This is a genomic window from Streptomyces sindenensis, from assembly GCF_014649035.1.
Lineage (GTDB): Bacteria > Actinomycetota > Actinomycetes > Streptomycetales > Streptomycetaceae > Streptomyces > Streptomyces sindenensis.
In genome coordinates, this window is the sequence record NZ_BMSG01000006.1 from 215875 (window position 1) to 239300 (window position 23426).

Here is a 23426-nt window from a genome sequence, read left to right on the forward strand (position 1 = left end):
CCGGCGACCCGGGCCCCGGGCCCCCGGGCGTCCCGGAGGCTCCGCCCCGAACGAGGCCGCCCGCCCCCCCATGAGGCCATGAGGCCGCGGCCTACCGCAGCAACCCCACGAACCCCGCCACCGCATCCCGTACATCCCCCGCCGACCACTCCAGCCCCGCGCCCCCCACCGTCACCTCGGTGAACGAGGTCCCCGGCGGCAGCCCCGCCCCGCCCGTCCCCGCGAACCAGCGCCGGAACAGGGCCACCCCCGTCTCCTCCGCCTGCCGCACCGACGCCTCGTCCAGCACCTCCGTCCCGTACGGCAGCCACACCTGGAACTGATGCGTGTGCGGCGGCTCCGGATGCACCCGGAACCACGGCACCCCCGCCGCCGCGAACCCCTCCGCCAGCGCCCCGGCCACCACCTTCGCGTGGGCCACGTACGACGGGAGGCGCGGCAGCTCCCGCTCGAGACCGATCAGCGCGGACAGCGCCGCCGGAAACTGCTGGAAGAGCTGGCCCCCGTACCGGTGACGCCACACCCGCGCCTCCTCCACCAGCGTCGCGGGTCCCGCCAGCACCGCCCCGGACAGCCCGTCCAGCGACTTGTAGAAGGACACGTACACGCTGTCCGCGAGCCCCGCGATCTCCGGCAGCGCGCGCCCGAAGTGCGGTGCGCACTCCCACAGCCGCGCCCCGTCGAAGTGGACGACCGCGTCCCGCTCCCGGGCCGCGTCCACCACCGCCGTCAGCTCCTCCCAGGACGGCAGGACGAACCCGGCGTCCCGCAACGGCAGCTCCAGCATCAGCGTGCCGAACGGCTCGGGGAACCCCCGGACCTCCTCCGCGTCCGGCAGCCTCGGCTCCGACGTCGGATGCACCGTGCGCAGCCCGCTCACCACCCCCAGCGCCCCGCCCTCGTGCACCTCCGGGTGGGACAGGGGATGCAGCGCCACCGTCGCGTTGCCCGTACGCCCCGCCCAGCACCGCAGCGCGACCTGCTGGGCCATCGTCCCGGTCGGGAAGAACGTCGCCGCCTCCATCCCCAGCAGCCCGGCCGCCCGCCGCTCCAGATCGGCGACGACCCCGCCCCCGTACACATCGGTCCAGTCGTCCGGATCGTGTACGGACGGGGCGTCGGCCGCCAGCGCCGCCAGCCGTTCGCCGAGCGTGCCGTCCGCGCCCACGCGGGCCAGCACCCGCCGCGCACCCCGCCACGCGGTCAGTCTGCGCCGCCGCTGCTCCTGCTCATCCATGGTCGCCATGGGACGATCATCACCCGGACCTCCGGCGGCGCGCCCGCGCGGTTCCGTCCCGCCCGGAAAGTTATCCACAGGCTGTGGGCAGGGGCGGGGCTTCCCCGAAACGCTGGCGTAGCATGCAGAGAAGTCGTCCGGTACCCCCCGCGGACTGGAACGGAAGGCCATCGCCGCGTGAACGCATCAGTTTCGAAGGAACCCCTCGACGCGAGGGACCGCCCCGCCCGTCTCACGGTCGGCGTCGTCGGCGCGGGCCGGGTCGGGCCCGCCCTCGCCGCGTCGCTCCAGCTCGCCGGGCACCGCCCGGTCGCCGTGTCCGGCGTCTCCGACGCCTCCCGCCGCCGCGCCGCGGCCCTCCTCCCCGACGTGCCCCTGGTGGAGCCCGCCGAGGTGCTGGCCCGCGCCGAGCTGGTGCTCCTGACCGTCCCCGACGACGTGCTGCCCACGCTGGTCGAGGGCCTCGTCGAGACCGGCGCCGTCCGGCCGGGCCAGCTGCTCGTCCACACCTCCGGGCGGTACGGGGCGAAGGTGCTGGACCCCGCGCTGCGGGCCGGGGCGCTGCCGCTCGCGCTGCACCCCGCGATGACGTTCACCGGCACCGCCGTCGACGTCCAGCGGCTCGCGGGCTGCTCCTTCGGCGTCACCGCTCCCGAAGGGCTGCGGCTCGCGGCCGAGGCGCTGGTCATCGAGATGGGCGGCGAGCCCGAGTGGATCGCCGAGGAGGCGCGCCCGCTCTACCACGCCGCCCTCGCGCTGGGCGCGAACCACCTGGTCACCCTGGTCGCCCAGTCGATGGAGCTGCTGTCCAAGGCCGGGGTCACCGCTCCCGACCGGATGCTCGGCCCGCTGCTCGGTGCCGCCCTGGACAACGCCCTGCGTTCCGGCGACGCCGCGCTGACCGGCCCGGTCGCCCGCGGGGACGCGGGCACGGTCGCCGCCCACATCGGCGAGCTGCGCACCCACGCCCCGCAGGCGGTGGCCGGATATGTCGCGATGGCCCGCGCCACGGCCGACCGGGCGCTCGCCCACGGCCTGCTCAAGGCCGAGCTGGCCGAGGACCTCCTCGTCGTCCTGGCCGATCAGGAGCGCCGCCCCGGCGGCGCCGGACCGGGGGAGCCCCGATGACGACCACCAGCGGGACCATGGCCGGCCGGGCGACCACCGGTCGTACGGGAGCGGGGGAGACCCGATGACGCGCACCACGCGTACCACCCTGCTGCGCACCGCCGCCGAGCTGGACGCGCTGCCCCGCCCGGCCGGGGCGGAGCGGGCCGTCGTCATGACGATGGGCGCGCTGCACGACGGCCACGCCACCCTGATCCGCGCGGCCCGGGAGGCGGCGGGACCGGACGGCCAGGTCGTGGTCACCGTCTTCGTGAACCCGCTCCAGTTCGGCGAGGCCGCCGACCTGGACCGCTATCCGCGCACCCTGGACGCCGACCTGGAGACCGCCGCAGCCGCGGGCGCCGACGCGGTCTTCGCCCCCGGCGTCGACGAGGTCTACCCGGGCGGCGAACCCCAGGTCCGGATCACCGCGGGCCCCATGGGGGAGCGCCTCGAAGGCGCGTCCCGACCCGGCCACTTCGACGGGATGCTCACCGTCGTCGCCAAGCTCCTCCACCTCACCCGCCCCGACGAGGCGTTCTACGGGCAGAAGGACGCCCAGCAGCTCGCCCTGATCCGGCGTATGGTCCGGGACCTGAATTTCGCCGTCCGGATCACCGGCGTCCCCACCGTCCGGGACGAGGACGGCCTCGCGCTCTCCAGCCGCAACCGTTTCCTCTCCCCGCAGGAGCGGCACACCGCCCTCGCCCTGCCCCGCGCCCTGTTCGCGGCCCAGGACCGGCTCGCCGCCCAGCAGGCCCTGCACGAGCGGGCCAAGGCCACCGCACCCGGCGGCGACCGGGCCGCCGGGCTCAACCGGCTGGGCGAGGCCCGGGCCGCCGCCGACGCCCAGGCCGTGGCGCTGGCCCGGCCGAACGGGGCGCCCGCCGCCGTCCGCGCCGCCGCCCGGACGATCCTGGAGGAGGCCGCCGCCCGCGACCGGGTCCCGCTCGTCCTGGACTACCTGGCCCTGGTGGACCCGGCGGACTTCACCGAGATCCCGGACGACCGCGAGAGCGGGGAGGCGATTCTCGCCGTCGCGGCCCGGGTCGGGAACACCCGTCTCATCGACAACATCCCCCTCACCTTCGGAGCCCTGACGTGACCGGAATACGGCTGACCGCCCCCGCCCCCGGCTGGGCCATCGACGCGGACGTCGTGGTGGTCGGTTCCGGCGTCGCCGGGCTCACCGCCGCGCTGCGGTGCGCCGCCGCCGGCCTGGACACCGTCGTCGTCACCAAGGCCCGGCTCGACGACGGCTCGACCCGCTGGGCCCAGGGCGGCATCGCCGCGGCGCTCGGCGAGGGCGACACCCCCGAGCAGCACCTCGACGACACCCTCGTCGCGGGCGCGGGCCTCTGCGACGAGGAGGCCGTGCGCACCCTGGTCACCGAGGGCCCCGACGCCGTACGCCGGCTGATCACCACCGGCGCCCACTTCGACACCACCGACAGCGGCGCCATCGCGCTCACCCGCGAGGGAGGCCACCACCGCCGCCGCATCGCGCACGCGGGCGGCGACGCGACCGGCGCGGAGATCTCCCGCGCCCTGGTCGAGGCGGTCCGCGAAGCCGCCCTGCACACCATCGAGAACGCCCTCGTCCTGGACCTGCTCACGGACGCCGAAGGCCGTACGGCGGGCGTCTCCCTGCACGTCATGGGCGAGGGGCAGCACGACGGCGTGGGCGCGGTCCGGGCCCCCTCGGTGGTCCTCGCCACCGGAGGGATGGGCCAGGTCTTCTCCGCCACCACCAACCCCTCCGTCTCCACCGGCGACGGCGTGGCGCTCGCGCTGCGGGCCGGGGCGGAGGTCTCCGACCTGGAGTTCGTCCAGTTCCACCCCACGGTCCTCTTCCTCGGCGCGGACTCCGAGGGCCAGCAACCGCTGGTCTCCGAGGCCGTACGGGGCGAGGGCGCGCATCTCGTCGACGCCGACGGCGTCCGCTTCATGCTCGGACAGCACGAGCTGGCCGAGCTGGCCCCGCGCGACATCGTCGCCAAGGGCATCACGCGCCGCATGCACGAGAAGGGCGCCGAGCACATGTATCTCGACGCCCGGCACTTCGGGGCAGCCATGTGGGAGCAGCGCTTCCCCACCATCCTGGCCGCCTGCCGGTCCCACGGCATCGACCCGGTGACCGAGCCGATCCCGGTCGCCCCGGCCGCGCACTACGCCTCCGGCGGCGTCCGCACCGACCTGCGGGGCCGCACCACCGTCCCCGGCCTGTACGCCTGCGGCGAGGTCGCCTGCACCGGAGTCCACGGGGCCAACCGCCTCGCGTCCAACTCCCTGCTGGAGGGCCTGGTCTTCGCCGAGCGCATCGCCGCCGACATCGCCGAGGTCCGCCCGCCCCGCACGGAACCGGCCGGGGCCCCCCGGGCGGCGGGCGACCCCGTCCCGCTGCTGGCCCCCGAGGCCCGTACGGCGATCCAGCGCACGATGACGCGGGGCGCCGGAGTCCTGCGCTCCGCCGACTCCCTGGCCGCCGCCGCCGAGGAGCTGGAGACCCTGCACCGGGAGGCCGCCGCCGACGCGGCGGGGGACGGGGCCAAGGCGGTCGTCCCCGGGGTCGACGCCTGGGAGGTCACCAATCTGCTCCTGGTCTCCCGGGTCCTGGTCGCCGCCGCCCGGGAACGCGAGGAGACCCGCGGCTGTCACTGGCGCGAGGACCGGCCCGACCGCGACGACGCGCACGGCCGCCGCCACCTGGTCGTCCGCATCGCGCCGGACCGCACCCCGGTCGTCCACCGCACGGAGACCGCCGCATTCCCGCCCGTACGCCCCTCGGATTGAGCAGACTGCTGGAAGCAGCCGCTCCGCCGCCCCGCGCGGAGCAGCACCGGCAACACGCAGCACCGGCAACACGCAGCCACAGCAACACGCAGCACCACCCGAAGCGCCACCCGAAGCACCAGCCGCACCACCCGCAACAACACCCGCACCACCCGAAGCACCAGCCGCACCCGCGCCACCCGCCACGTCCCCGAGGAGCCGACACCGTGAGCACGCCCGAAGAGAATCCGCGCCCCACTCCCGTGGACGTACCGCTGATCAGCGTCGGCGCGCCCGCATCGTCCGAGGCCCCGGAGGGCGGCTGCGGCGACGGCTGCGGTTGCGGCGACGGCTTCGACCCCGACGCCCTGGAGTGCGGCCTCGACCCCGCGCTCGCCCTGCTGCTGGCGGAGGCCGGCCTCGACCCCGTCCAGGTCGAGGACGTCGCGCATGTGGCGATCGAGGAGGACCTCGACGGCGGGGTGGACGTCACGACCGTGGCGACCGTCCCCGAGGACGCCGTGGTCACCGGTGACTTCACCGCCCGCGAGGCCGGCGTGGTCGCCGGGCTGCGGGTCGCCGAGGCGGTCCTGTCGATCGTCTGCACCGAGGAGTTCGAGGTCGAGCGGCATGTCGAGGACGGCGACCGGATCGTCCCCGGCCAGAGGCTGCTGACCGTCACCACCCGCACCCGGGACCTGCTGACCGGCGAGCGCAGCGCGCTGAACCTGCTCTGCCGCCTCTCGGGCATCGCGACCGCCACGCGCGCCTGGGCGGACGTGCTGGAGGGCTCCAAGGCCAGGGTCCGCGACAGCCGCAAGACGACGGCGGGCCTGCGCGCCCTGGAGAAGTACGCGGTGCGCTGCGGCGGCGGCGTCAACCACCGGATGTCGCTCTCGGACGCGGCCCTGGTCAAGGACAACCACGTGATCGCCGCGGGCGGGGTCGCGGAGGCGTTCCGGAGGGTGCGCGCCGAGTTCCCCGAGCTGCCCATCGAGGTCGAGGTCGACACGCTGGAGCAGGTCCGCGAGGTGCTGGACGCGGGCGTCGACCTGATCCTGCTGGACAACTTCACCCCGGCCGAGACCGCCGAGGCGGTCGCCCTGGTCGACGGCCGGGCGATCCTGGAGTCCTCGGGCCGCCTCACCCTCGACTCGGCCCGCGCCTACGCCGACGCGGGCGTCGACTATCTCGCGGTCGGCGCGCTCACCCACTCCTCGCCGATCCTCGACATCGGCCTGGACTTCCGTGACGCGGACGCGACCCCCTCGGCCGAGGACGGGGCCGACGCCTGATGCTGCTCACCATCGACGTCGGCAACACGCACACGGTCCTCGGCCTCTTCGACGGCGAGGAGATCGTCGAGCACTGGCGGATCTCCACCGACGCCCGCCGCACCGCGGACGAGCTGGCCGTCCTGCTGCAGGGCCTGATGGGCATGCATCCGCTGCTCGGCATGGAGCTGGGCGACGGCATCGAGGGCATCGCGATCTGCGCCACCGTCCCCTCGGTCCTGCACGAGCTGCGCGAGGTCACCCGCCGCTACTACGGCGACGTCCCCGCCGTGCTGGTCGAGCCCGGGGTCAAGACGGGCGTGCCGATCCTGATGGACAACCCCAAGGAGGTCGGCGCGGACCGCATCATCAACGCGGTCGCCGCCGTCGAGCTGTACGGGGGCCCGGCGATCGTCGTCGACTTCGGCACCGCCACCACCTTCGACGCGGTCTCCCCGCGCGGCGAGTACGCGGGCGGGGTGATCGCCCCCGGTATCGAGATCTCCGTCGAGGCGCTCGGCGTCAGGGGCGCCCAGCTCCGCAAGATCGAGCTGGCCAGGCCGCGCAGCGTGATCGGCAAGAACACCGTGGAGGCCATGCAGTCCGGCATCATCTACGGCTTCGCCGGCCAGGTCGACGGGGTCGTGACCCGGATGAAGAAGGAGCTGGCCGCCGACCCGGACGACGTCACCGTCATCGCGACGGGCGGCCTTGCTCCGATGGTGTTGGGGGAGTCCTCGGTCATCGACGAGCACGAGCCGTGGCTGACGCTCATCGGGCTGCGCCTGGTCTACGAGCGGAACGCCTCCCGCGCCTAGAGGCAGCCGCCGAGGACCCCGGCGTACCTGCGGGAACGGCCGGGGCGGCTGCCCCGCGCCACGTTCTGCCACGCCGCGCCACCGACGACCAGTTAAACGGATTTTGTCCATTTAGCACGTATTGTCGCGTTATGCCCACGCCCTACGGTTCACGAGGCGGCATGGCGTTCAGCGCGGACGAGCTGCGGGTGCTCCGACGTGCCCTCGCCATCGCCCTCCACCCCACGCCCCTGTCCGACGAGGACGTCCAGGACTGCCTGCGGCTCGCGGGCTCCGTGGACGAGGCGGTCGGCGAGGCCGGTCGGCTGCGAGCGTTCCTCCTTGCCGATCTCGCCCGCTACCGCAACGCCCTCCCCGGCTCCGCCGCCGGCTACCTGGAGCTGCTCCAGGACGCCCTGGCGGCCGGCTACGACCCCCGCCCGGACGATCTGGCCGCCCTGCGGGCCCTGCGCGGCGGACCCCTCGCGGCGGCCCTCCTGGAACGCTGCCAGGTGCTCGCCGAGCGCTCCGTACGAGCCAGGCTCGCCGGCCGCTCCGCCGGCACCGCGGCACCCGGCCCCCGCAGCCGGCTGCTCGCCCTGCCCGGCGGCCGCGCCGCGGCTCGGGAACCGGACCGGCCCAGGACCCCGGCCGCGCCGGACAAGCCGCGGAAGCCGGGCGAGCGCCCCATGCCCAAGCCCTCCGAGGTCTTCCCGCCGCGCCGGCGGCCCGCACCGCCCCCGTCCGAGGAGCGGGCGGCCGGCTGACCTCCGGCGTTTCCCGACGCGGCGCCCTCCACCGGGAGGTCGCCGCGTCCGGCCGTTCCGGGCTCGCTACTCTGGGCGGTATGGACTATGTATCCGCGCTCGTGCCCCCCGTGGTGATGGCCGTCTTCTTCGTCTCCCTGATCGTGATCATCGTCAAGAGCCAGGGTGGTCCGAACAAGACCAAGGAGGACGACGCGGTGGACGCGGCGATCGCCCGCGCGGAATCCGCAAAGCAGACCGCTCGTCCGGAGAATGTCTGACCGCCGGAGCGGCTCCGCCCGCCCGCGTCTTCCCGGCGCACGTTCGCCGAGCGCACGGCTCGCACGAGTCGTGCGCTTTTTGCTGCCCAAGGAGCAGAGCATTTGGGACATCTAGCACTAAAGTGATCGCGTGCCCCGTCAATTGGGAGACCTCGAAGACGCCGTGATGACGCGCGTCTGGCAATGGAACCGACCGGTCACGGTGCGGGAAGTCCTGGAGGACCTTCAGCAGGAACGGTCCATCGCCTACACGACCGTGATGACGGTAATGGACAATCTCCATCAGAAGGGCTGGGTCCGCAGGGAAGTCGACGGCCGCGCCTATCGATATACGGCCGTCTCCACCAGGGCCGCCTACTCGGCCGCACTGATGAACGAAGCCTGGTCACAGAGTGACAACCCCGCCGCAGCGCTTGTCGCGTTCTTCGGCATGATGTCCGCCGAGCAGCGCGAAGCGCTGCAGGACGCCGTTCGTATGGTTTCCCCCAATCTCACGGAAACCACCCCCGGCCCGACGGCCGAAACCACTCCGAGCGCCCCCGCGGAACCGACCGCCGACGCCGCCGGAGATGACTCCCCGACCGATGACGCGACGCCGGAGAGCGGGCGATAGCGTCGGGGCATGTCCTCAGAGCAGCCGCAAAGCGATCCGGAAACCGAACTCCATACCGACCCGTCGGTAAATAAGCCCGCCATCACCGTCCGACGGGCCAGGACGAGTGATGTCGGGTCGGTGCGACGACTCCTCGACGGGTACGTGTCCGGGGGCATCCTGCTCGACAAAGCGACCGTCACCCTTTACGAGGACATCCAGGAGTTCTGGGTCGCGGAACGCGACGAGGACGCGACCGTCATCGGCTGCGGCGCACTTCATGTCATGTGGGAAGACCTGGCAGAGGTGCGGACCCTTGCCGTCGACCCCCGCATGAAGGGCGCGGGAGTCGGGCACCAGGTGCTGGAGAAGCTCTTGCAGACCGCGCGATGGCTCGGTGTCCGCAGGGTTTTCTGTCTCACCTTCGAAGTGGACTTCTTCGCCAAGCACGGCTTCGTCGAGATCGGAGAGACGCCCGTCGACACCGATGTCTACAGTGAGCTGCTGCGTTCCTACGACGAGGGTGTCGCGGAGTTCCTCGGTCTCGAACGAGTGAAGCCGAACACCTTGGGCAACAGCCGGATGCTTCTGCACCTGTGATCGGCAGAAGGACCTGCATCCCTATGTCCGAATCGCGCATGTTTCCCGGCTTCCCGGCCCCCTGAACCTCTCCCGAGGGTTTGTGTTTTCCGGGGAAAAGCGGTTTCCTTTCCGCGTACTCCATTTTCGATGAAAGGAAATCCCGTGGCACAGAAGGTTCAGGTCCTTCTTGTCGATGACCTCGACGGTGTCGAGGCTGACGAGACCGTCACGTTCGCCCTCGACGGCAAGACGTACGAGATCGATCTCACCACGGCCAACGCGGACAAGCTTCGCGGCCTTCTCGAGCCCTACACCAAGGGTGGACGTCGCACCGGTGGCCGTGCCGCCACGGGCCGTGGCAAGGGCCGTGCCGCGGCCGGCGGTAACAAGGACACTGCGGAAATCCGCCGGTGGGCCCGGGAGAACGGCCACAATGTGAATGACCGCGGCCGTGTTCCCGCCGAGATCCGTGAGGCTTACGAGAAGGCCAACGGCTGATCCGCCGAACCCCTTGTCAGCACCCCTGTCGGCACGCCGGAACCGGCGCGTGACAACCGGACCCGATGGCATTCCGTGGCCGCCGCGTCCACCAGGCGTACGAGATCGGGAGCATCCCCACCACTGCTCCCGAAGCCTGTGAGGGCCGGTAGCGCCGATCCGGGCGCACGCCTCGGCTCTGGGGGCCGCAGCCACACAGCGGCCCCCGTCGGGCCTCCCGGGGAGCCCGGGAGGGGCGGGGCCGCGACCCGGCCCCCCGCGCCCACGGCGGTCAGGTCCGGCGCCAGGGGACCCCACTCCAGCCAGTCGAGCAGCCCCGGCAGCTCATCGGCGCCGCCCGCGGCGACCAGCAGCCCCATCCGCGCGCCGCACAGCAGCACCGGGCCGGTGCGCACACCGCGCCGCAGCACGGCGTGACCGGCCTCGGCGGGCAGCTCCAGCACATCGAAGGACTCCCCGGTGAGCAGGTGCAGCGGATCGCGCCCCGCGGTGACCCAGCCCAGCTCCCGCGCGTACCGCCGGGCGAGAGCGGCATCGGCGGAACCCGGAGCGGCATCGGGCGACGATCGGGGCTGCGGGACGGCGCGGGTCATGTCCGATGAACCGCCGAACCGCCCCCGAAGTTACGGAAAGTCCGCGCGCGATCACTCCATGTCCCCGCCGAGGGGGCGCTCGGAAGCGTTGAGCGGCGCAAGGATGTTCGCCCGTAGCGGAGGGAACCGGGGCGCGCCGCATGGACTGTCAGTGATTGCGGGTAAGACTTCCCTAGTGGGAAGGGGCGACACGCTGGCCGAGGCGTCTCGCGTTCGCCATCGGCGTACTGGCGATAGGGGTATCTGCCTGGCCTGCGGGAACATCGTCTCGCACCATCGGGTTGGAGCAGTTGTCAGCTGTTCGGCAGTAAGAATCCCCGCCCGGCGCGGGGTGATCCGGACGGATGTCGGCAGTTGGAATGAGCTGTCCCGTCCTGCGGGACTAGCATGCGGAAGGACTGGGAGGGGACCGACCCCTCACTGACCGACCGCTCTGAGGAGCGATTAACGATGTTCGAGAGGTTCACCGACCGCGCGCGGCGGGTTGTCGTCCTGGCTCAGGAAGAAGCCCGGATGCTCAACCACAACTACATCGGCACCGAGCACATCCTCCTGGGCCTGATCCACGAGGGTGAGGGTGTCGCCGCTAAGGCCCTGGAGAGCCTCGGGATTTCGCTCGAGGCGGTCCGCCAGCAGGTGGAGGAGATCATCGGGCAGGGGCAGCAGGCTCCTTCCGGGCACATCCCCTTCACCCCGCGAGCCAAGAAGGTCCTGGAGCTGTCGCTCCGCGAGGCCCTTCAGCTGGGCCACAACTACATCGGCACCGAGCACATCCTGCTCGGCCTGATCCGCGAGGGCGAGGGCGTCGCCGCCCAGGTCCTCGTGAAGCTGGGCGCCGACCTGAACCGGGTCCGGCAGCAGGTCATCCAGCTGCTCTCCGGGTACTCGGGCGGCAAGGAGACGGCGGCCGCGGGCGGCCCCGCCGAGGGCACGCCCTCCACGTCCCTGGTGCTCGACCAGTTCGGCCGGAATCTCACCCAGGCCGCTCGTGAGTCCAAGCTCGACCCGGTCATCGGGCGCGAGAAGGAGATCGAGCGGGTCATGCAGGTGCTGTCCCGCCGTACCAAGAACAACCCCGTCCTCATCGGCGAGCCCGGTGTCGGCAAGACGGCGGTCGTCGAGGGCCTGGCCCAGGCGATCGTCAAGGGCGAGGTGCCCGAGACCCTCAAGGACAAGCACCTCTACACCCTGGACCTCGGCGCCCTGGTCGCCGGTTCGCGGTACCGGGGTGACTTCGAGGAGCGCCTGAAGAAGGTCCTCAAGGAGATCCGCACCCGCGGCGACATCATCCTGTTCATCGACGAGCTCCACACGCTGGTCGGTGCGGGTGCCGCCGAGGGCGCCATCGACGCGGCGAGCATCCTCAAGCCCATGCTGGCGCGAGGCGAGCTCCAGACCATCGGCGCCACCACGCTCGACGAGTACCGCAAGCACCTGGAGAAGGACGCCGCTCTCGAGCGCCGCTTCCAGCCCATCCAGGTCGCGGAGCCGTCGCTGCCGCACACCATCGAGATCCTCAAGGGTCTGCGCGACCGCTACGAGGCCCACCACCGGGTCTCCATCACGGACGAGGCCCTCGTCCAGGCCGCGACCCTGGCCGACCGGTACATCTCGGACCGCTTCCTGCCGGACAAGGCGATCGACCTGATCGACGAGGCCGGCTCCCGGATGCGCATCCGCCGGATGACCGCGCCGCCGGACCTCCGCGAGTTCGACGAGAAGATCGCGGGTGTCCGCCGCGACAAGGAGTCGGCCATCGACTCCCAGGACTTCGAGAAGGCGGCCTCCCTCCGCGACAAGGAGAAGCAGCTGCTGGCGGCGAAGGCCAAGCGGGAGAAGGAGTGGAAGGCCGGCGACATGGACGTCGTCGCCGAGGTCGACGGCGAGCTGATCGCCGAAGTCCTGGCCACCGCCACCGGTATCCCGGTCTTCAAGCTGACGGAGGAGGAGTCCTCCCGTCTGCTGCGCATGGAGGACGAGCTCCACAAGCGCGTCATCGGCCAGAAGGACGCCATCAAGGCCCTCTCGCAGGCGATCCGCCGTACGCGAGCCGGCCTGAAGGACCCGAAGCGCCCCGGTGGCTCGTTCATCTTCGCCGGCCCGTCCGGTGTCGGTAAGACCGAGCTCTCCAAGACGCTCGCCGAATTCCTCTTCGGCGACGAGGACGCGCTGATCTCCCTCGACATGTCGGAGTTCAGCGAGAAGCACACGGTTTCCCGCCTCTTCGGTTCGCCCCCCGGTTACGTGGGCTACGAGGAGGGCGGCCAGCTCACCGAGAAGGTGCGCCGCAAGCCGTTCTCCGTCGTCCTCTTCGACGAGGTCGAGAAGGCCCACCCCGATATCTTCAATTCCCTGCTCCAGATTCTGGAGGACGGTCGTCTGACCGACTCCCAGGGTCGGGTCGTGGACTTCAAGAACACGGTCATCATCATGACGACCAACCTCGGGACCCGGGACATCTCCAAGGGCTTCAACCTGGGCTTCGCCGCCCAGGGCGACGTCAAGACCAACTACGAGCGCATGAAGGTCAAGGTCAACGAAGAGCTGAAGCAGCACTTCCGGCCGGAATTCCTCAACCGTGTCGACGACACGGTGGTCTTCCACCAGCTGACCGAGGAAGACATCATCCAGATCGTCGACCTCATGCTCGCCAAGGTCGACGAGCGTCTCAAGGACCGCGACATGGGCATCGAGCTCAGCGGCGAGGCCAAGACGCTGCTCGCGAAGAAGGGCTACGACCCCGTGATGGGCGCCCGGCCGCTGCGCCGGACGATCCAGCGGCAGATCGAGGACGTCCTCTCCGAGAAGATCCTCTTCGGCGAGCTGCGTCCCGGTCACATCGTGGTCGTGGGCACGGAGGGCGAGGGCGACGACAAGACGTTCACCTTCCGCGGCGAGGAGAAGTCGGCTCTGCCCGACGTCCCCCCGATCGAGCAGGCGGCAGGCGGCGCCGGCCCGAACCTGACGAAGGACGCGTGACGCGTAGGAGGGCGTGAGCCCGAGCACGTGTGAGGGGCTGCCCCGGAATCGGTATCCGTACCGGTCCGGGGCAGCCCCTTTTCGTGTTCCCGGGTCAGACGAGCCTGACAGTGAGCCGGTCGCCCAGTTCCGCCGCCCCGATGAGGCGGGATTCCCCCAACCCGGTCACCTGCACTCGAAGGTTCGGCCAGGTGTGCAGGGACGTGAGGTCCAATACGCGCCGTTCAGAAGCGTCCACGATGAGGTTTGTGACTCCGGGAAAGAGCTTCCGCAGCATGCCCATGTCCTTGCCGTGGTGAGGCGCCTGCACGGTCAGATGCTCGACAGCAGGGGCGTAGTGCTTCGGGTCCGGTTGGTGCGCCCAGGGGAACGCGGTGAGGCCGAGGCGGGTGATCCGGGGGTGCTGCCGCAGCGCGGTGAGGGCGTCGTCGAACGCGGCAGCCTCGGAGATCTGCAGGATCCTGAGCGATGTCCAGGCACCGAGTCCGTCCAGCACGAACGGACGTCGGTTGGTCACGGTCAGTTTGGTGACGCCTGGATGGGCTGCGACCTCGCTCAGCCGGTCGACCGCGAGCTGGTCCAGGCCGAGATGCTCCAGGCGTGGAAGGCCGGTCAGAGGGGCCAGGTCCCCGAGCCGCATCGCCTGCACGTCCAGAGAAAGGGAAATGAGCTCGTCGAGTTCGGTGAGTGGCGCCAGATCCCGGATCGCGGGGCACCGTGAGATACCCAGACCCTGCAGGGAGGCCTTGAGAGGGCTCAAGCAGGAGAGCCCGGAGAGCAGGGCGTTCGGGCCGATGCCGAGTATCTCGATCCGGCGGCCTTCCACTGCCGCACCGATTTCCGCCTCGGGCAGATCCCCGTGCAGCGACAGGGCGTACAGGGGCGGGATGTGCCGCAGTGCCCTCAGTTGCCCGAGGTCGCTCACCATGAGGACGGACCTCGGCAGATCGCAGTGGACCAGGACCTCGGTGGCGTACTCCTCGGGCGGAAAGCGGTCCCACGCGTGTACGAAGATGCGGCTGAGGCGAGGGTGGGCCCGTACCCACGCCTGGGCATGGGGGACGGCGCAGGCTCCTCCGATCCGTACGATCAGCCGGGCCACGTGCTCGGCGCCGGGACTCTCGCCGGTCACCTCCTGAGGCTTCGGCAGGAAGTCCAGCGCGGCCGGTCCCAGCCGGGTCAGCGAGCGTACGTGGGCCTCGTCGGCCGGCGGGAACAGTGCCGCCGTGCTCCGCCGGACCCGGTCCCGTACCGCCCCGTCCAGCCAGGTCGCGTGCTGGGCGCAGAGGGCGGCGAGGACATGGAGATCGGTGCGCCCGATCGTTCCCGCTCCCTGCTGCTGCCCCGCGTCCAGCAGCCCTGTCACCAACGCGGCCAGTTCACGCCGTCCGCAGTGCCCCGCCGCCAGCAGGACCACGTCCTGCCAGGACTCCTCGTCGGCGTGGCGCAGCAGCTCGCCCAGGTGCTCGTCCTCGACGAGTTCCTTCGCGGCCAGGTAGTCCTGGAAGGTCCGGTGGATGAACTGGTAGGTGTCGTCCCCGTGCTCCTGGAGCAGGCCGCTGCGGTTGAGCAGATGGGTGAGGATCTTCTCCGGCGGGCCCTGGACGCTGACCCGCTCCATCCCGGCCAGCGCGCGCCGGAGCTGGCGCAGGGCCTGGGACCGGGTGAACTCCGACTGGCCCTCGCGGACCAGCCACACCGCGATCCGCTGGAGGAGCTGGGTGTGCTCCTCGACCTCCAGGCCGATGCCCTCGGGCTGCCCGAGCCGGCGGCGGTCGTCGCGGTGGCCGAGGAGCATCTCCAGGGCCGAGCGGTACAGCTTCCAGCGGGTCTCCGGGAGGAGGCCGTCGCGCAGGCGGTGCAGGGCGCAGATCACCGCGCAGAGCAGCGGCGTACGCGCCAGGTCACGGAGCGTGGGGTTCTGGTCGAACTGGCGGGAGAGATCGCGTTCCAGCTCGTCCAGCCGGTCGTGGTCGTCCTGCTCGGAGAGGCGGGCCGCCCGGTGCCAGGAGGCCACGAACGCCTGGATGTCCTCGTTCCGCATCGGCAGCAGACGTAACTCCGCGAAGTCCTCGGAGCGCAGCCAGTCCGCTTCGACGGCGAGCGGACGTACGGTCACGACGCACCGGGTCTCCGGGTAGCGGGCCAGCAGCTGCGAGAGCCAGGTGTGCGCCTGCTCGCGCTCCTCCGGCGGCACCTCGTCCAGCCCGTCCACCAGCAGGAGGGCCCGGCCCGACTCCAGGACCCGGCCCGCCCAGCCCTCCGGGGCCGTATCGACCACCAGCCCCGCCGCACCCGACAGTTCGGCCGGGCCCGGGAACGTACCCCCGCGGGCCCGCAGGGTGCGCAGGGGCACCACGAAGGGGATGAGGCCGTTCAGCGGGGCCAGCGCATCGCCCAGGGTGCGGGCCGAGGCGTGTGCGGCCAGCCACCACAGCAGCGTCGTCTTGCCCGCGCCCGCGTCGCCCCGGAGCAGCACCCGGGGGCGGTCGGCGAGGAGGTCGTCGACGCGGCGGGGGAGGGGCGGGCCCGGGGCGGCCCGGTCCTGGGTCTGGGCCTCCAGGCTGAGGTAGGCCGTGTCCAGGTCCCATTCCCGGTCGTGGCGGCTCAGCTCGTCCAGCCCGAAGATCTTCGTACGGCGGTAGGCGACGCCGAGCGCCTGCGCGTACTCCGTCTCGTACCGCAGGTCGCGCGGGAAGCTGCCGTGGACGCGTTCCTGGCGCAGGCCGGCCCCGGTCCGCTCACAGACGAGCCGGAAGGGCTTCGCGGCGAGGACCGGCCCCAGCGGCACGCACTCGACCCGGTGGCCGTCGCGCTGCCGGGGAACCTGGCGGGCCACGCCCAGCAGCAAGTCCCCCATGAAGACGGGGCCGCCGGAGAGCCCGGAGAGGGCGGCCTGCTCGTCGTCGGGGTGGGTGGGCGGCGGGCCGTCCAGCTCACAGACCAGCAGACCGCGGAGCCGGCCCGCGACGGGCAGGACCGTCGCCGTGTACTGGTCCGCCTCCAGCCGCCGGTCCGGGCCGTACCGCTGGACACGGGGGAAGCCGGTGATCTCGCACTCCGGTATCGCCTGGCGGGTGTCGACCACGCCGAGCCGCACGGGCGGGACCGGGTGCACCGGCTCGACCGTCTCCAGCAGGGCCACGTCCAGCTGGTAGTCGATCCAGGCGACGGTGGCCCGTATCCGGTCCGCGTGCGCGGGGTGGGCGACGAGAACGGACCCGGACTTGACCACATGGGCGCAGGTCAGGACGAGCCGGTCGGCGATCAGGACGCCGCTGCCCTGCTGGATCGCGGAGACGACGACCGTGCGGTCGGCGGGGTGGAGGACGGTCGGGCTCATGTACGGGAGGCCCCGTCACCGAACCCCGCCGTCGACCCGTCGTCCTCGGTGCCGATCTCCCACGCCTCGCCCGTCGCCGCGTTGCGCGGGGTCAGGGTGAAGGCGACCTTGTGCGTGCGGCCCGTGGCCCGGGACGCGTCCGCACCCGCCTCGACCACCCAGGCCTTCACCTTGCCGCCCGCCTTCGCCTCCCGGCGCAGTTCGAGGGTGAACTCCATCTGGATGTCGCCGACCGCGAAGGACACGGGGTGGTCGGTGCCCCGGGTCGCCGCGTCGATGAGCTGGTTACGGATGGACGCCACGGCGTCCGCGAGCTCGATGCCGTCCAGCGCGTGGGTGTTCTCGGCCGTCATGGGTCCCCCGGGGTGCGGTGCCGCTTTCCCGTCAGCGTAGTGAAGTAGCGGGCCGAAGGTCCCGAATCGGAAGGACTTTGGGCCCACCGGCGGTGACAAGGCGCACAGCCCGAAACGGGCCTACTACGCGTGCTAGGAGAAGAGGTCGTGATCAGCCGCGGGACCTTCGGCCCGGGGTCGCCGGGCCCTTCCGAGGTTCCGGGCGATACGGCCGTTTCGCGGTGCCATGTCCGGAAAAGGGCCCATGGAACAGGCGTTAAACGTCTTTCGCGCGAAGGATTTCGTGGCCCGCCCCCACCCCTCATGGAGGGACAACCTCGGTCAATTCCCCTCACCCTCTCTACGGCTTTTCTTCGTAGATGGGGTGTTTGAGCATCGGCCGGGGGGCGGGTTACCAAGGTTGAGCAAGCCCGGACAGCACGCCGGGTCCACTCACCTTCGGAGGACTTCCTCGTATGAAGCGCGCAACGATCCAGCACACCAACCGCCCGTCCGCCTTCCGCGTCCGTGGCGCCGTCCTGGCCGCCGGCCTGGGGGCGACCGTGGTGCTGGGTGCCGGAACGGCGTTCGCCTCCAGCGGCTCCGCCGCCGCTGCCCCCCTTGCCGTGAGCACGACCGCCGACTCGGTCGCCCAGCAGGCGGCCTCGCAGGCCAAGGCCGCGGACGCGGCTAAGAAGGCGGCCGCGAAGCAGGCCTCCGACGCCAAGAAGAAGGCCGAGGACAAGAAGAAGGCCGCGAAGAAGAACGCCGCCTCCTGGAAGGCCCCGGTCAAGAAGTACACGCTGACCGCCAGCTACGGCACCGGCGGCGCCCGCTGGGCCGCCAAGCACTCCGGCCAGGACTTCGCCGTGCCGGTCGGCACCCCGGTCGTGGCCGCCCACACCGGCACCGTCGTGAAGGCCGGCCCGAACGGCGCCGGTGACGGCCCCGCGTACGGCAACGCCGTCGTGATCAAGCACTCCAACGGCAAGTACTCGCAGTACGCGCACCTGTCGAAGGTCAACGTCAAGATCGGCCAGAAGGTCAAGACGGGCCAGAAGATCGCCCTGTCCGGCAACACCGGCAACTCCAGCGGCCCGCACCTGCACTTCGAGATCCGCACCACCCCGAACTACGGCTCGGCGCTGAACCCGGCCGCGTTCCTCCGCTCGGTGCACGTCTCCATCTGATCCGGCCGGCGTAACCGCGCGGCCCCCGGTCGCGAACCAGGCGCCCGGTGCCACTCGGCACCCGTCCGGCCGCGCAGCACAACCGAAGAGCGTTCAGTGGACCCGTTACACCCCGGTACCCGGGGCGTGCGCCCGGGTCACCCGACCGACGGCGACGTCGAGGACAGCCTCACGGCTCACTCCTCGGGGTCGCCGTCGGCGTTTCTCCGCAGACCTCCGCGGTACGGCTCCGCAGGTCCACGCGATACGGCTCCGCAGGTCCACGCGATACGGCTCCGCAGATCCAAGCGGTACGGCTCCGTAGACCGCCGCGGCACGGCTCCATAGACCCCGCGATACGGCTCCGGTCCGACGGCTGCCGCCCCCTCCCGGGGGCGCCGCTCAGTCCGACGGCTGCCGCTGGTCCGCCATCCGCAGCACCGGGAAGCTCCCCGTCACCGTCGGCGCGTGCTCCGGCAGCCACAGCACCGCGATCGCCCCGCCCGTGCCCTCCGCCGCACCCGAGGGCGCCGCGTTCCGGAAGGTCAGCCGGGCCCCGAGCACCCGTGCCTGGCCCGCCGCGATCGTCAGCCCCAGCCCGTGCCCGTGCCCGGCCCGGTCCACGCTTCCGGTACGGAACCGGCTCGGCCCGTCCCGCAGCAGCTCCTCCGGGAACCCCGGACCGTGGTCGCGGACCCGGACCACCCGGCCCTCGACCGAGACCTCCACCGGGGTCGAGCCGTGCTTGGCGGCGTTCCCCAGCAGATTGCCGAGGATGCGCTCCAGCCGGCGCGGATCGGTGGAGACCCACGACTCATGGATCACCCGCACGGTCACATCGGGGTTCAGCAGCCCGATCCGCCGGCTGACGAACTCCCCGAGCGGCAGCTCCTGGAGCTCCGCCCGCTCCGAGGCACTGTCCAGGCGGGCCACCTCCAGGACGTCCTCGACCAGCGTCCGCATCGCCTGGGCCCGGTCCCGTACCAGCTCGGTGGGGCGGCCCGGAGGCAGCAGCTCGGCCGCCGTGAGCAGCCCGGTCACCGGGGTACGCAGCTCATGGGCGATGTCCGCGGTGACCCGGCGCTCCGCCTCGATCCGCTCGTTCAGGGCGTCGGTCAGCGCGTCGACCGCCCGCGCCAGCTCGTCCGTCTCGTCGCGGACGACCCCGCCGACGGCCTCCCTGACCCGTACGTCCGTCTGCCCCTGGGCGACCCGGCCCGCCGCGGCCGCCGCCTTGCGCAGCCGGCGCGAGAGCTGGCCGCCGATGAGCACCCCGAGCGCGCAGCCGCCGAAGACCACCGAGACCGAGCCGATGATCAGGGCCCGGTCCAGATCGTCCATGATCGTGGCGGAGCGGGCCGCGAACCGGGTGTGCAGCGACAGGACGTTCCCGCCCGGCAGCGGCACCGCCGCCCAGACCTCGGGGACCCCGTCGGCCCCCTGCTCGACATGGGTGGCCCGGCGGTTCTTCCGCACCTCGTCACGCAGGCTCTGCGGGATCGTCGGGTCGTTGAGCTTCGCCCCGAACTTCGGGCCGCCCTTCTGCATGTTCGTCGCCTCGTAGAACCGCTGGGCGCCCAGCAGCCGCTCCAACTGCACCTCGCGGGCGTTCTCGATCATCGAGACACGGGCCGCGTTGTGCACCACGAGGCTCAGTGCCACCGCGATGAGCGCGCCGACCGCCGCGATGGCGACGCTGATCTTCCAGCGGACACCGGTCCGCAGGGCCAGCCGCTTCATGGGCCCACCACCGGCCGCTCCCTCTGTGGCCGCCTCGGCCGCACCTGTGCCCGTCTCATCCGCGCAGCTTGTAGCCGAAGCCGCGGACCGTGTCGATCCGGTCCTGGCCGATCTTGGTGCGCAGCCGCTGCACATGGACGTCCACGACCCGGGTGTCCCCGCCCCAGCCGTAGTCCCAGACCCGTTCCAGCAGCCGGTCGCGGGAGAGGACCGTGCCCGGCGCGGACGAGAACTCCAGCAGCAGCCGCATCTCGGTGGGTGTCAGCGCCACCTGCTCACCGGAGCGCCGCACCTCCATGCCGTCCGTGTCGACTTCCAGATCGCCGAAGACCAGCACCCCGCCGAGCGCCTCGTCCGCCGCCTCCGTACCGCCCGGCCCCGCGCCGTCCGGTCCGGCCGCGTGGCCGAAGCGGCGCAGCACCGCCCGGATCCGGGCGACCAGGACCGCCCCGTCGAAGGGCTTCGTCACGTAGTCGTCGGCTCCGGCCTCCAGGCCGAGCACCACGTCGATCGAGTCGGCCCGCGCGGAGAGCATGATCACCGGTACGGTCGACTCGTCCCGGATGCGGCGGCACAGGCTCACCCCGTCCAGGCCCGGCACCATCACGTCGAGCAGGGCGATGTCCGGCCGGTCGGCGCGGAACGCCTCCAGCCCGGAGAGCCCGTCGGGCATCGCGGTGACCGTGAAACCGACCCGCTCCAGGGCGAGCTGGGTGGCCTCGCGGATCACGTCGTCGTCCTCGACGAAGAGGACGTGGGTCTCGGCCATGGGGCTGCTTCTCGCTTTCCGTTCCTGCCCGGTGTCAGTCTCTGCCCGGCCGCGCCGGTTCGTCGCTCGGTTCCGGCTCCACCGGCTCCACCGGCTCCGACTGCACGGGCAGGTCGCCGTCCGTGCCCTCGACGGCCCGGCTGAAGTCGTTGTGCACCCGGTCGTGCTCGGTGAAGCGGTCGCTCGCCCAACGGTAGGTGACCACTTCCGAGCCGGACGGGGACGCCAGCGGGTCCTTCGAACCGTAGACCTGGGTCGTCACCACCAGATCCCCCCGGTCGATCGTTCCGTACACGGCGGGGACCTCGGCGGCGAAGACGTTCTTGTACGAGCCGTCGTCGTCCGCCCGGTACACGTACGTCCCGACGCTCACCGAGTCGGCGCAGCTCATCACGTTGACGACCACGTCGGCGGTCCGGCCACCGGTCATCGAGCCGTAGGAGGTGTCGATCGGATAGGCCTTGCCCGCGCAGGGCTTGAGCCCCTCCCGGACCCGCTCGCCCACCTTGGGGTCGCTCTTGAGGAGCCGTACGGCGTCGACCCGCCGCACGGGCGGGGTCGTGCCGGACGGGCTGGGCTGCTGGGTGATCTGGGCGACCGGCTGACTGCCGGCGGGACCCTCGTCCCGGGTGCCGGTGCCGCCCGAGGAGCAGCCGACGCCGAACAGCCCGAAGGCGACGAGTCCGGCCAAGGCCGTGCCACTCGCCGCCGTACCGCCCCGAAAGCGCGGCCTCCGGACCGGTCTCCCCGGCCCGTCGCCGCCCCCGAGGCCGCCACCCCCACCGCTGCTGCCACTCAGGCCGCGCACCGCTCCATCCCCCGCTCGTCGTGACGCCCGTTCCGCTGCGCCGATGTGTGTGCCTTCGCCCCCGGCACCGACGTCAGCGGCGACCGCTGGGCGGGGACACGGGCGGAGGTGGCCGGCGTCGTGCTCCGGTGCTCCCGGGCGACCGCCTCGCGACTGTCCAGCTCGCGGCTCTCCAGCTCCTGCCGCAGTCGCGCCAGGGCCCGGTGCAGCGTGCTCTTGACCGTACCGGCCGACATGCCGAGCGCCGCGGCCGTCTCCTCCGTGCTCATCTGCTCCCAGTGTCGCAGCACGACGACGCTGCGCTGCTTGGGAGCCAGAATCCCGAGGATGTCCATCAGCAGGGCGCGGTCGGCGCGCTGCTCACTGCCGTCGTCGACGCTCGCGTCGGGCAGCTGCTCGGTCGGGACCTCTTCGAGCTTGCGCGCCCGCCACCACTCCGTACGGGTGTTGATCATGACGCGGCGCAGATAGGCGTCGGCCAGGGACTTGTCGGCGATGCCGTCCCAGCGGCCGTACGTCCGCACGAGGGCGGTCTGCAGCAGGTCCTGGGCGTCGACCGGGTCGGGGACCAGCCGGCGCGCACTGCGCAGCAGCGCGTCCTGCCGTGTGCGTACGTAGTCCTCGAACGCGAGCACCTCGCCCTGCGCCATGACAACCGCCTCCGTCCCCGATGAATCCCCGTGGTCACTGCTGTCGCAGACGCTACGGAGGCGTTGTCACGGCGATGTGCGGAGCAGCCGTAGGCCGGTGCACGGCTGCCCATCGGTTGTGTAACAGCGCAGGGACGAGGCCCGGGGAGCCGGGGCGGGTCCGGCGGGGTCAGGTCAGCGGCAGCCGGTACCGCCCGTCGGCCAGCGGCTCGACCAGACCGTCGGCGACCAGCCCGTCCAGCGCCCGGGCCCGCTGCACCGGCTCCTCCCACACCGCGTCCAGGGCGGCCTGCGGTACGGGGTTGACCGCGTCCCGCAACACCGCCAGCAGCCGTCCGCGCACCTGGCGGTCGGTACCGGCGTACGTCTGGCCCTTGCGCGGCGGACCCTCGTGCGCGGGCTTCCCGGCCAGCCGCCAGGCACATTGCGTGGCGATCGGGCACCGGTCGCAGTCCTCGTTGCGCGCGGTGCACACGAGGGCGCCCAGCTCCATTGTGGCCGCCGCCCACCGCGCCGCCCGCTCGTCCTCCTCGGGCAGCAGCGCCCGGGCGAGCTTGCGCTCGGCGGCCGTCGTCGCGTTCGGCGGGTACTGGACCCCGGTGGCGGCGCGGGCGAACACCCGGCGGACGTTCGTGTCGAGCACCGCGTGCCGCTGTCCGTACGCGAACGAGGCCACGGCCGCCGCCGTGTACTCGCCGATCCCGGGCAGCGCCAGCAATTGGGCGTGCTCGCTCGGTACGTCACCGCCGTGCCGTTCCGTTATCGCCTGCGCGGCCCCGTGCAGCCGCAGTGCGCGGCGCGGGTAGCCGAGCCGGCCCCAGGCGCGGACCGCCTCGCCGGGCGCCTCGGCGGCCAGGTCGGCGGGGCGGGGCCAGCGGGCGAGCCACTGTTCGTACACCGGGAGGACCCGGCTCACCGGGGTCTGCTGCAGCATGAACTCGCTGACCATCACGCCCCAGGCGCCCGCTTCGGGGCGGCGCCAGGGCAGATCGCGGGCGTGCTGCTCGAACCACCCGATGACGGGGGCGTGGAGGGAGGCGGCGGCGGGGGGCGTCTGGGGTGAGGGGGAAGTCATGGCAGTCATGGCACTGACGATCCTGGCACGGAAGGCGGGGCGGGCGTCACGGACGCGGGGGTGTCGGCCCGCGCGGAGGGCC

The 23426-nt window shown here is 72.2% G+C and carries 21 protein-coding genes; 12 read left to right on the plus strand and 9 right to left on the minus strand.

Annotation, left to right across the window (positions count from 1 at the left end; translation table 11 throughout):
- Positions 1 to 91 precede the first annotated feature (91 nt).
- On the minus strand, positions 92 to 1246 hold the full coding sequence (locus tag IE145_RS10545; RefSeq protein ID WP_189520646.1) for a threonine aldolase family protein: 1155 nt from the start codon (positions 1244 to 1246) through the stop codon (positions 92 to 94).
- A 168-nt stretch (positions 1247 to 1414) separates the two neighbouring features.
- Between IE145_RS10545 and IE145_RS10550 the strand changes: the two genes are divergently transcribed.
- The 10 genes from IE145_RS10550 (at position 1415) to IE145_RS10595 (ending at position 9886) form a co-directional block, all read left to right on the plus strand.
- Positions 1415 to 2365, plus strand: a complete 951-nt coding sequence (locus IE145_RS10550) for a Rossmann-like and DUF2520 domain-containing protein (protein ID WP_189520647.1) — start codon at positions 1415 to 1417, stop codon at positions 2363 to 2365.
- Positions 2366 to 2429: 64 nt separating this feature from the next.
- Entirely contained in the window at positions 2430 to 3449 is a 1020-nt protein-coding gene (gene panC / locus IE145_RS10555) for a pantoate--beta-alanine ligase (RefSeq protein WP_189520648.1), read from the plus strand.
- Positions 3446 to 5137 (plus strand): L-aspartate oxidase, encoded by a 1692-nt coding sequence (locus IE145_RS10560; protein WP_189520649.1) that lies wholly within the window; start codon positions 3446 to 3448, stop codon positions 5135 to 5137. The genes panC and IE145_RS10560 overlap by 4 nt, the downstream gene beginning before the upstream one ends.
- Positions 5138 to 5343: 206 nt before the next feature.
- Positions 5344 to 6411, plus strand: a complete 1068-nt coding sequence (gene nadC / locus IE145_RS10565; protein ID WP_229825481.1) for a carboxylating nicotinate-nucleotide diphosphorylase — start codon at positions 5344 to 5346, stop codon at positions 6409 to 6411.
- The gene (locus IE145_RS10570) at positions 6411 to 7208 is read left to right on the plus strand and encodes a type III pantothenate kinase (RefSeq protein WP_189520650.1); all 798 of its coding nucleotides are present in this window, start codon (positions 6411 to 6413) and stop codon (positions 7206 to 7208) included. The genes nadC and IE145_RS10570 overlap by 1 nt, the downstream gene beginning before the upstream one ends.
- 161 nt (positions 7209 to 7369) lie before the next feature.
- A complete protein-coding gene (locus tag IE145_RS10575; RefSeq protein ID WP_189520691.1) occupies positions 7370 to 7954 on the plus strand; it encodes a hypothetical protein in 585 nt (194 codons plus the stop codon).
- 80 nt (positions 7955 to 8034) lie between these two features.
- The gene (locus tag IE145_RS10580; RefSeq protein WP_006125507.1) at positions 8035 to 8214 is read left to right on the plus strand and encodes a hypothetical protein; all 180 of its coding nucleotides are present in this window, start codon (positions 8035 to 8037) and stop codon (positions 8212 to 8214) included.
- A 166-nt stretch (positions 8215 to 8380) separates the two neighbouring features.
- Positions 8381 to 8827, plus strand: a complete 447-nt coding sequence (locus IE145_RS10585) for a BlaI/MecI/CopY family transcriptional regulator (protein ID WP_229825496.1) — start codon at positions 8381 to 8383, stop codon at positions 8825 to 8827.
- A 9-nt stretch (positions 8828 to 8836) separates the two neighbouring features.
- On the plus strand, positions 8837 to 9406 hold the full coding sequence (locus IE145_RS10590) for an amino-acid N-acetyltransferase (RefSeq protein ID WP_006125505.1): 570 nt from the start codon (positions 8837 to 8839) through the stop codon (positions 9404 to 9406).
- A 144-nt stretch (positions 9407 to 9550) separates the two neighbouring features.
- On the plus strand, positions 9551 to 9886 hold the full coding sequence (locus IE145_RS10595) for a histone-like nucleoid-structuring protein Lsr2 (protein WP_006125504.1): 336 nt from the start codon (positions 9551 to 9553) through the stop codon (positions 9884 to 9886).
- Here IE145_RS10595 and IE145_RS10600 read toward each other — a convergent pair.
- A complete protein-coding gene (locus IE145_RS10600; protein WP_189520652.1) occupies positions 9865 to 10479 on the minus strand; it encodes an SCO3374 family protein in 615 nt (204 codons plus the stop codon). The genes IE145_RS10595 and IE145_RS10600 overlap by 22 nt on opposite strands.
- Positions 10480 to 10929: 450 nt before the next feature.
- On the opposite strand from IE145_RS10600, the gene IE145_RS10605 reads away from it, so the two are divergent.
- Positions 10930 to 13458: an ATP-dependent Clp protease ATP-binding subunit gene (locus IE145_RS10605; protein WP_006125502.1), complete on the plus strand. Its 2529-nt coding sequence runs from the start codon at positions 10930 to 10932 to the stop codon at positions 13456 to 13458.
- 94 nt (positions 13459 to 13552) lie between these two features.
- On the opposite strand, the gene IE145_RS10610 is transcribed toward IE145_RS10605, so the two are convergent.
- Both IE145_RS10610 and IE145_RS10615 read right to left on the minus strand, forming a co-directional pair.
- Positions 13553 to 16801 carry a serine protease gene (locus tag IE145_RS10610; protein WP_189520653.1) on the minus strand — a complete coding sequence of 1083 codons (3249 nt, stop codon included), beginning with the start codon at positions 16799 to 16801 and terminating at the stop codon, positions 13553 to 13555.
- Positions 16798 to 17154, minus strand: coding sequence for a trypco2 family protein (locus tag IE145_RS10615; protein ID WP_189520654.1), 357 nt, complete (start codon positions 17152 to 17154; stop codon positions 16798 to 16800). Before IE145_RS10615 ends, IE145_RS10610 begins: the two co-directional genes overlap by 4 nt.
- Before the next feature lie 455 nt (positions 17155 to 17609).
- Here IE145_RS10615 and IE145_RS10620 point away from each other — a divergent pair, with 455 nt between their 5' ends.
- Positions 17610 to 18323: a M23 family metallopeptidase gene (locus tag IE145_RS10620; RefSeq protein WP_189520655.1), complete on the plus strand. Its 714-nt coding sequence runs from the start codon at positions 17610 to 17612 to the stop codon at positions 18321 to 18323.
- Positions 18324 to 18704: 381 nt separating this feature from the next.
- Here the strand turns inward: IE145_RS10620 and cseC are convergent, their stop codons facing one another.
- The 5 genes from cseC to IE145_RS10645 form a co-directional block, all read right to left on the minus strand.
- Positions 18705 to 20042, minus strand: coding sequence for a two-component system sensor histidine kinase CseC (cseC, locus tag IE145_RS10625; protein ID WP_189520656.1), 1338 nt, complete (start codon positions 20040 to 20042; stop codon positions 18705 to 18707).
- 55 nt (positions 20043 to 20097) lie between these two features.
- Positions 20098 to 20811 carry a two-component system response regulator CseB gene (gene cseB, locus IE145_RS10630; protein ID WP_069744685.1) on the minus strand — a complete coding sequence of 238 codons (714 nt, stop codon included), beginning with the start codon at positions 20809 to 20811 and terminating at the stop codon, positions 20098 to 20100.
- Positions 20812 to 20845: 34 nt separating this feature from the next.
- Complete coding sequence (locus IE145_RS10635; RefSeq protein ID WP_189520657.1) at positions 20846 to 21502, minus strand: hypothetical protein; 657 nt, start codon at positions 21500 to 21502, stop codon at positions 20846 to 20848.
- Positions 21503 to 21606: 104 nt separating this feature from the next.
- Positions 21607 to 22269: a SigE family RNA polymerase sigma factor gene (locus IE145_RS10640; protein WP_189520658.1), complete on the minus strand. Its 663-nt coding sequence runs from the start codon at positions 22267 to 22269 to the stop codon at positions 21607 to 21609.
- Between the two features lie 169 nt (positions 22270 to 22438).
- Entirely contained in the window at positions 22439 to 23353 is a 915-nt protein-coding gene (locus tag IE145_RS10645) for an iron-sulfur binding domain-containing protein (protein WP_189520659.1), read from the minus strand.
- Positions 23354 to 23426 lie beyond the last annotated feature (73 nt).

Bases quoted from the DNA above. Each gene is read 5' to 3' on its own strand.
- IE145_RS10545 (WP_189520646.1), bottom strand. From the start codon at position 1,246: ATGGCGACCATGGATGAGCAGGAGCAGCGGCGGCGCAGACTGACCGCG.
- panC (WP_189520648.1), top strand. From the start codon at position 2,430: ATGACGCGCACCACGCGTACCACCCTGCTGCGCACCGCCGCCGAGCTG.
- IE145_RS10570 (WP_189520650.1), top strand. From the start codon at position 6,411: ATGCTGCTCACCATCGACGTCGGCAACACGCACACGGTCCTCGGCCTC.
- IE145_RS10575 (WP_189520691.1), top strand. From the start codon at position 7,370: ATGGCGTTCAGCGCGGACGAGCTGCGGGTGCTCCGACGTGCCCTCGCC.
- IE145_RS10580 (WP_006125507.1), top strand. From the start codon at position 8,035: ATGGACTATGTATCCGCGCTCGTGCCCCCCGTGGTGATGGCCGTCTTC.
- IE145_RS10585 (WP_229825496.1), top strand. From the start codon at position 8,381: ATGACGCGCGTCTGGCAATGGAACCGACCGGTCACGGTGCGGGAAGTC.
- IE145_RS10590 (WP_006125505.1), top strand. From the start codon at position 8,837: ATGTCCTCAGAGCAGCCGCAAAGCGATCCGGAAACCGAACTCCATACC.
- IE145_RS10600 (WP_189520652.1), bottom strand. From the start codon at position 10,479: ATGACCCGCGCCGTCCCGCAGCCCCGATCGTCGCCCGATGCCGCTCCG.
- IE145_RS10605 (WP_006125502.1), top strand. From the start codon at position 10,930: ATGTTCGAGAGGTTCACCGACCGCGCGCGGCGGGTTGTCGTCCTGGCT.
- IE145_RS10610 (WP_189520653.1), bottom strand. From the start codon at position 16,801: ATGAGCCCGACCGTCCTCCACCCCGCCGACCGCACGGTCGTCGTCTCC.
- IE145_RS10615 (WP_189520654.1), bottom strand. From the start codon at position 17,154: ATGACGGCCGAGAACACCCACGCGCTGGACGGCATCGAGCTCGCGGAC.
- IE145_RS10620 (WP_189520655.1), top strand. From the start codon at position 17,610: ATGAAGCGCGCAACGATCCAGCACACCAACCGCCCGTCCGCCTTCCGC.
- cseC (WP_189520656.1), bottom strand. From the start codon at position 20,042: ATGAAGCGGCTGGCCCTGCGGACCGGTGTCCGCTGGAAGATCAGCGTC.
- cseB (WP_069744685.1), bottom strand. From the start codon at position 20,811: ATGGCCGAGACCCACGTCCTCTTCGTCGAGGACGACGACGTGATCCGC.
- IE145_RS10640 (WP_189520658.1), bottom strand. From the start codon at position 22,269: ATGGCGCAGGGCGAGGTGCTCGCGTTCGAGGACTACGTACGCACACGG.
- IE145_RS10645 (WP_189520659.1), bottom strand. From the start codon at position 23,353: ATGACTGCCATGACTTCCCCCTCACCCCAGACGCCCCCCGCCGCCGCC.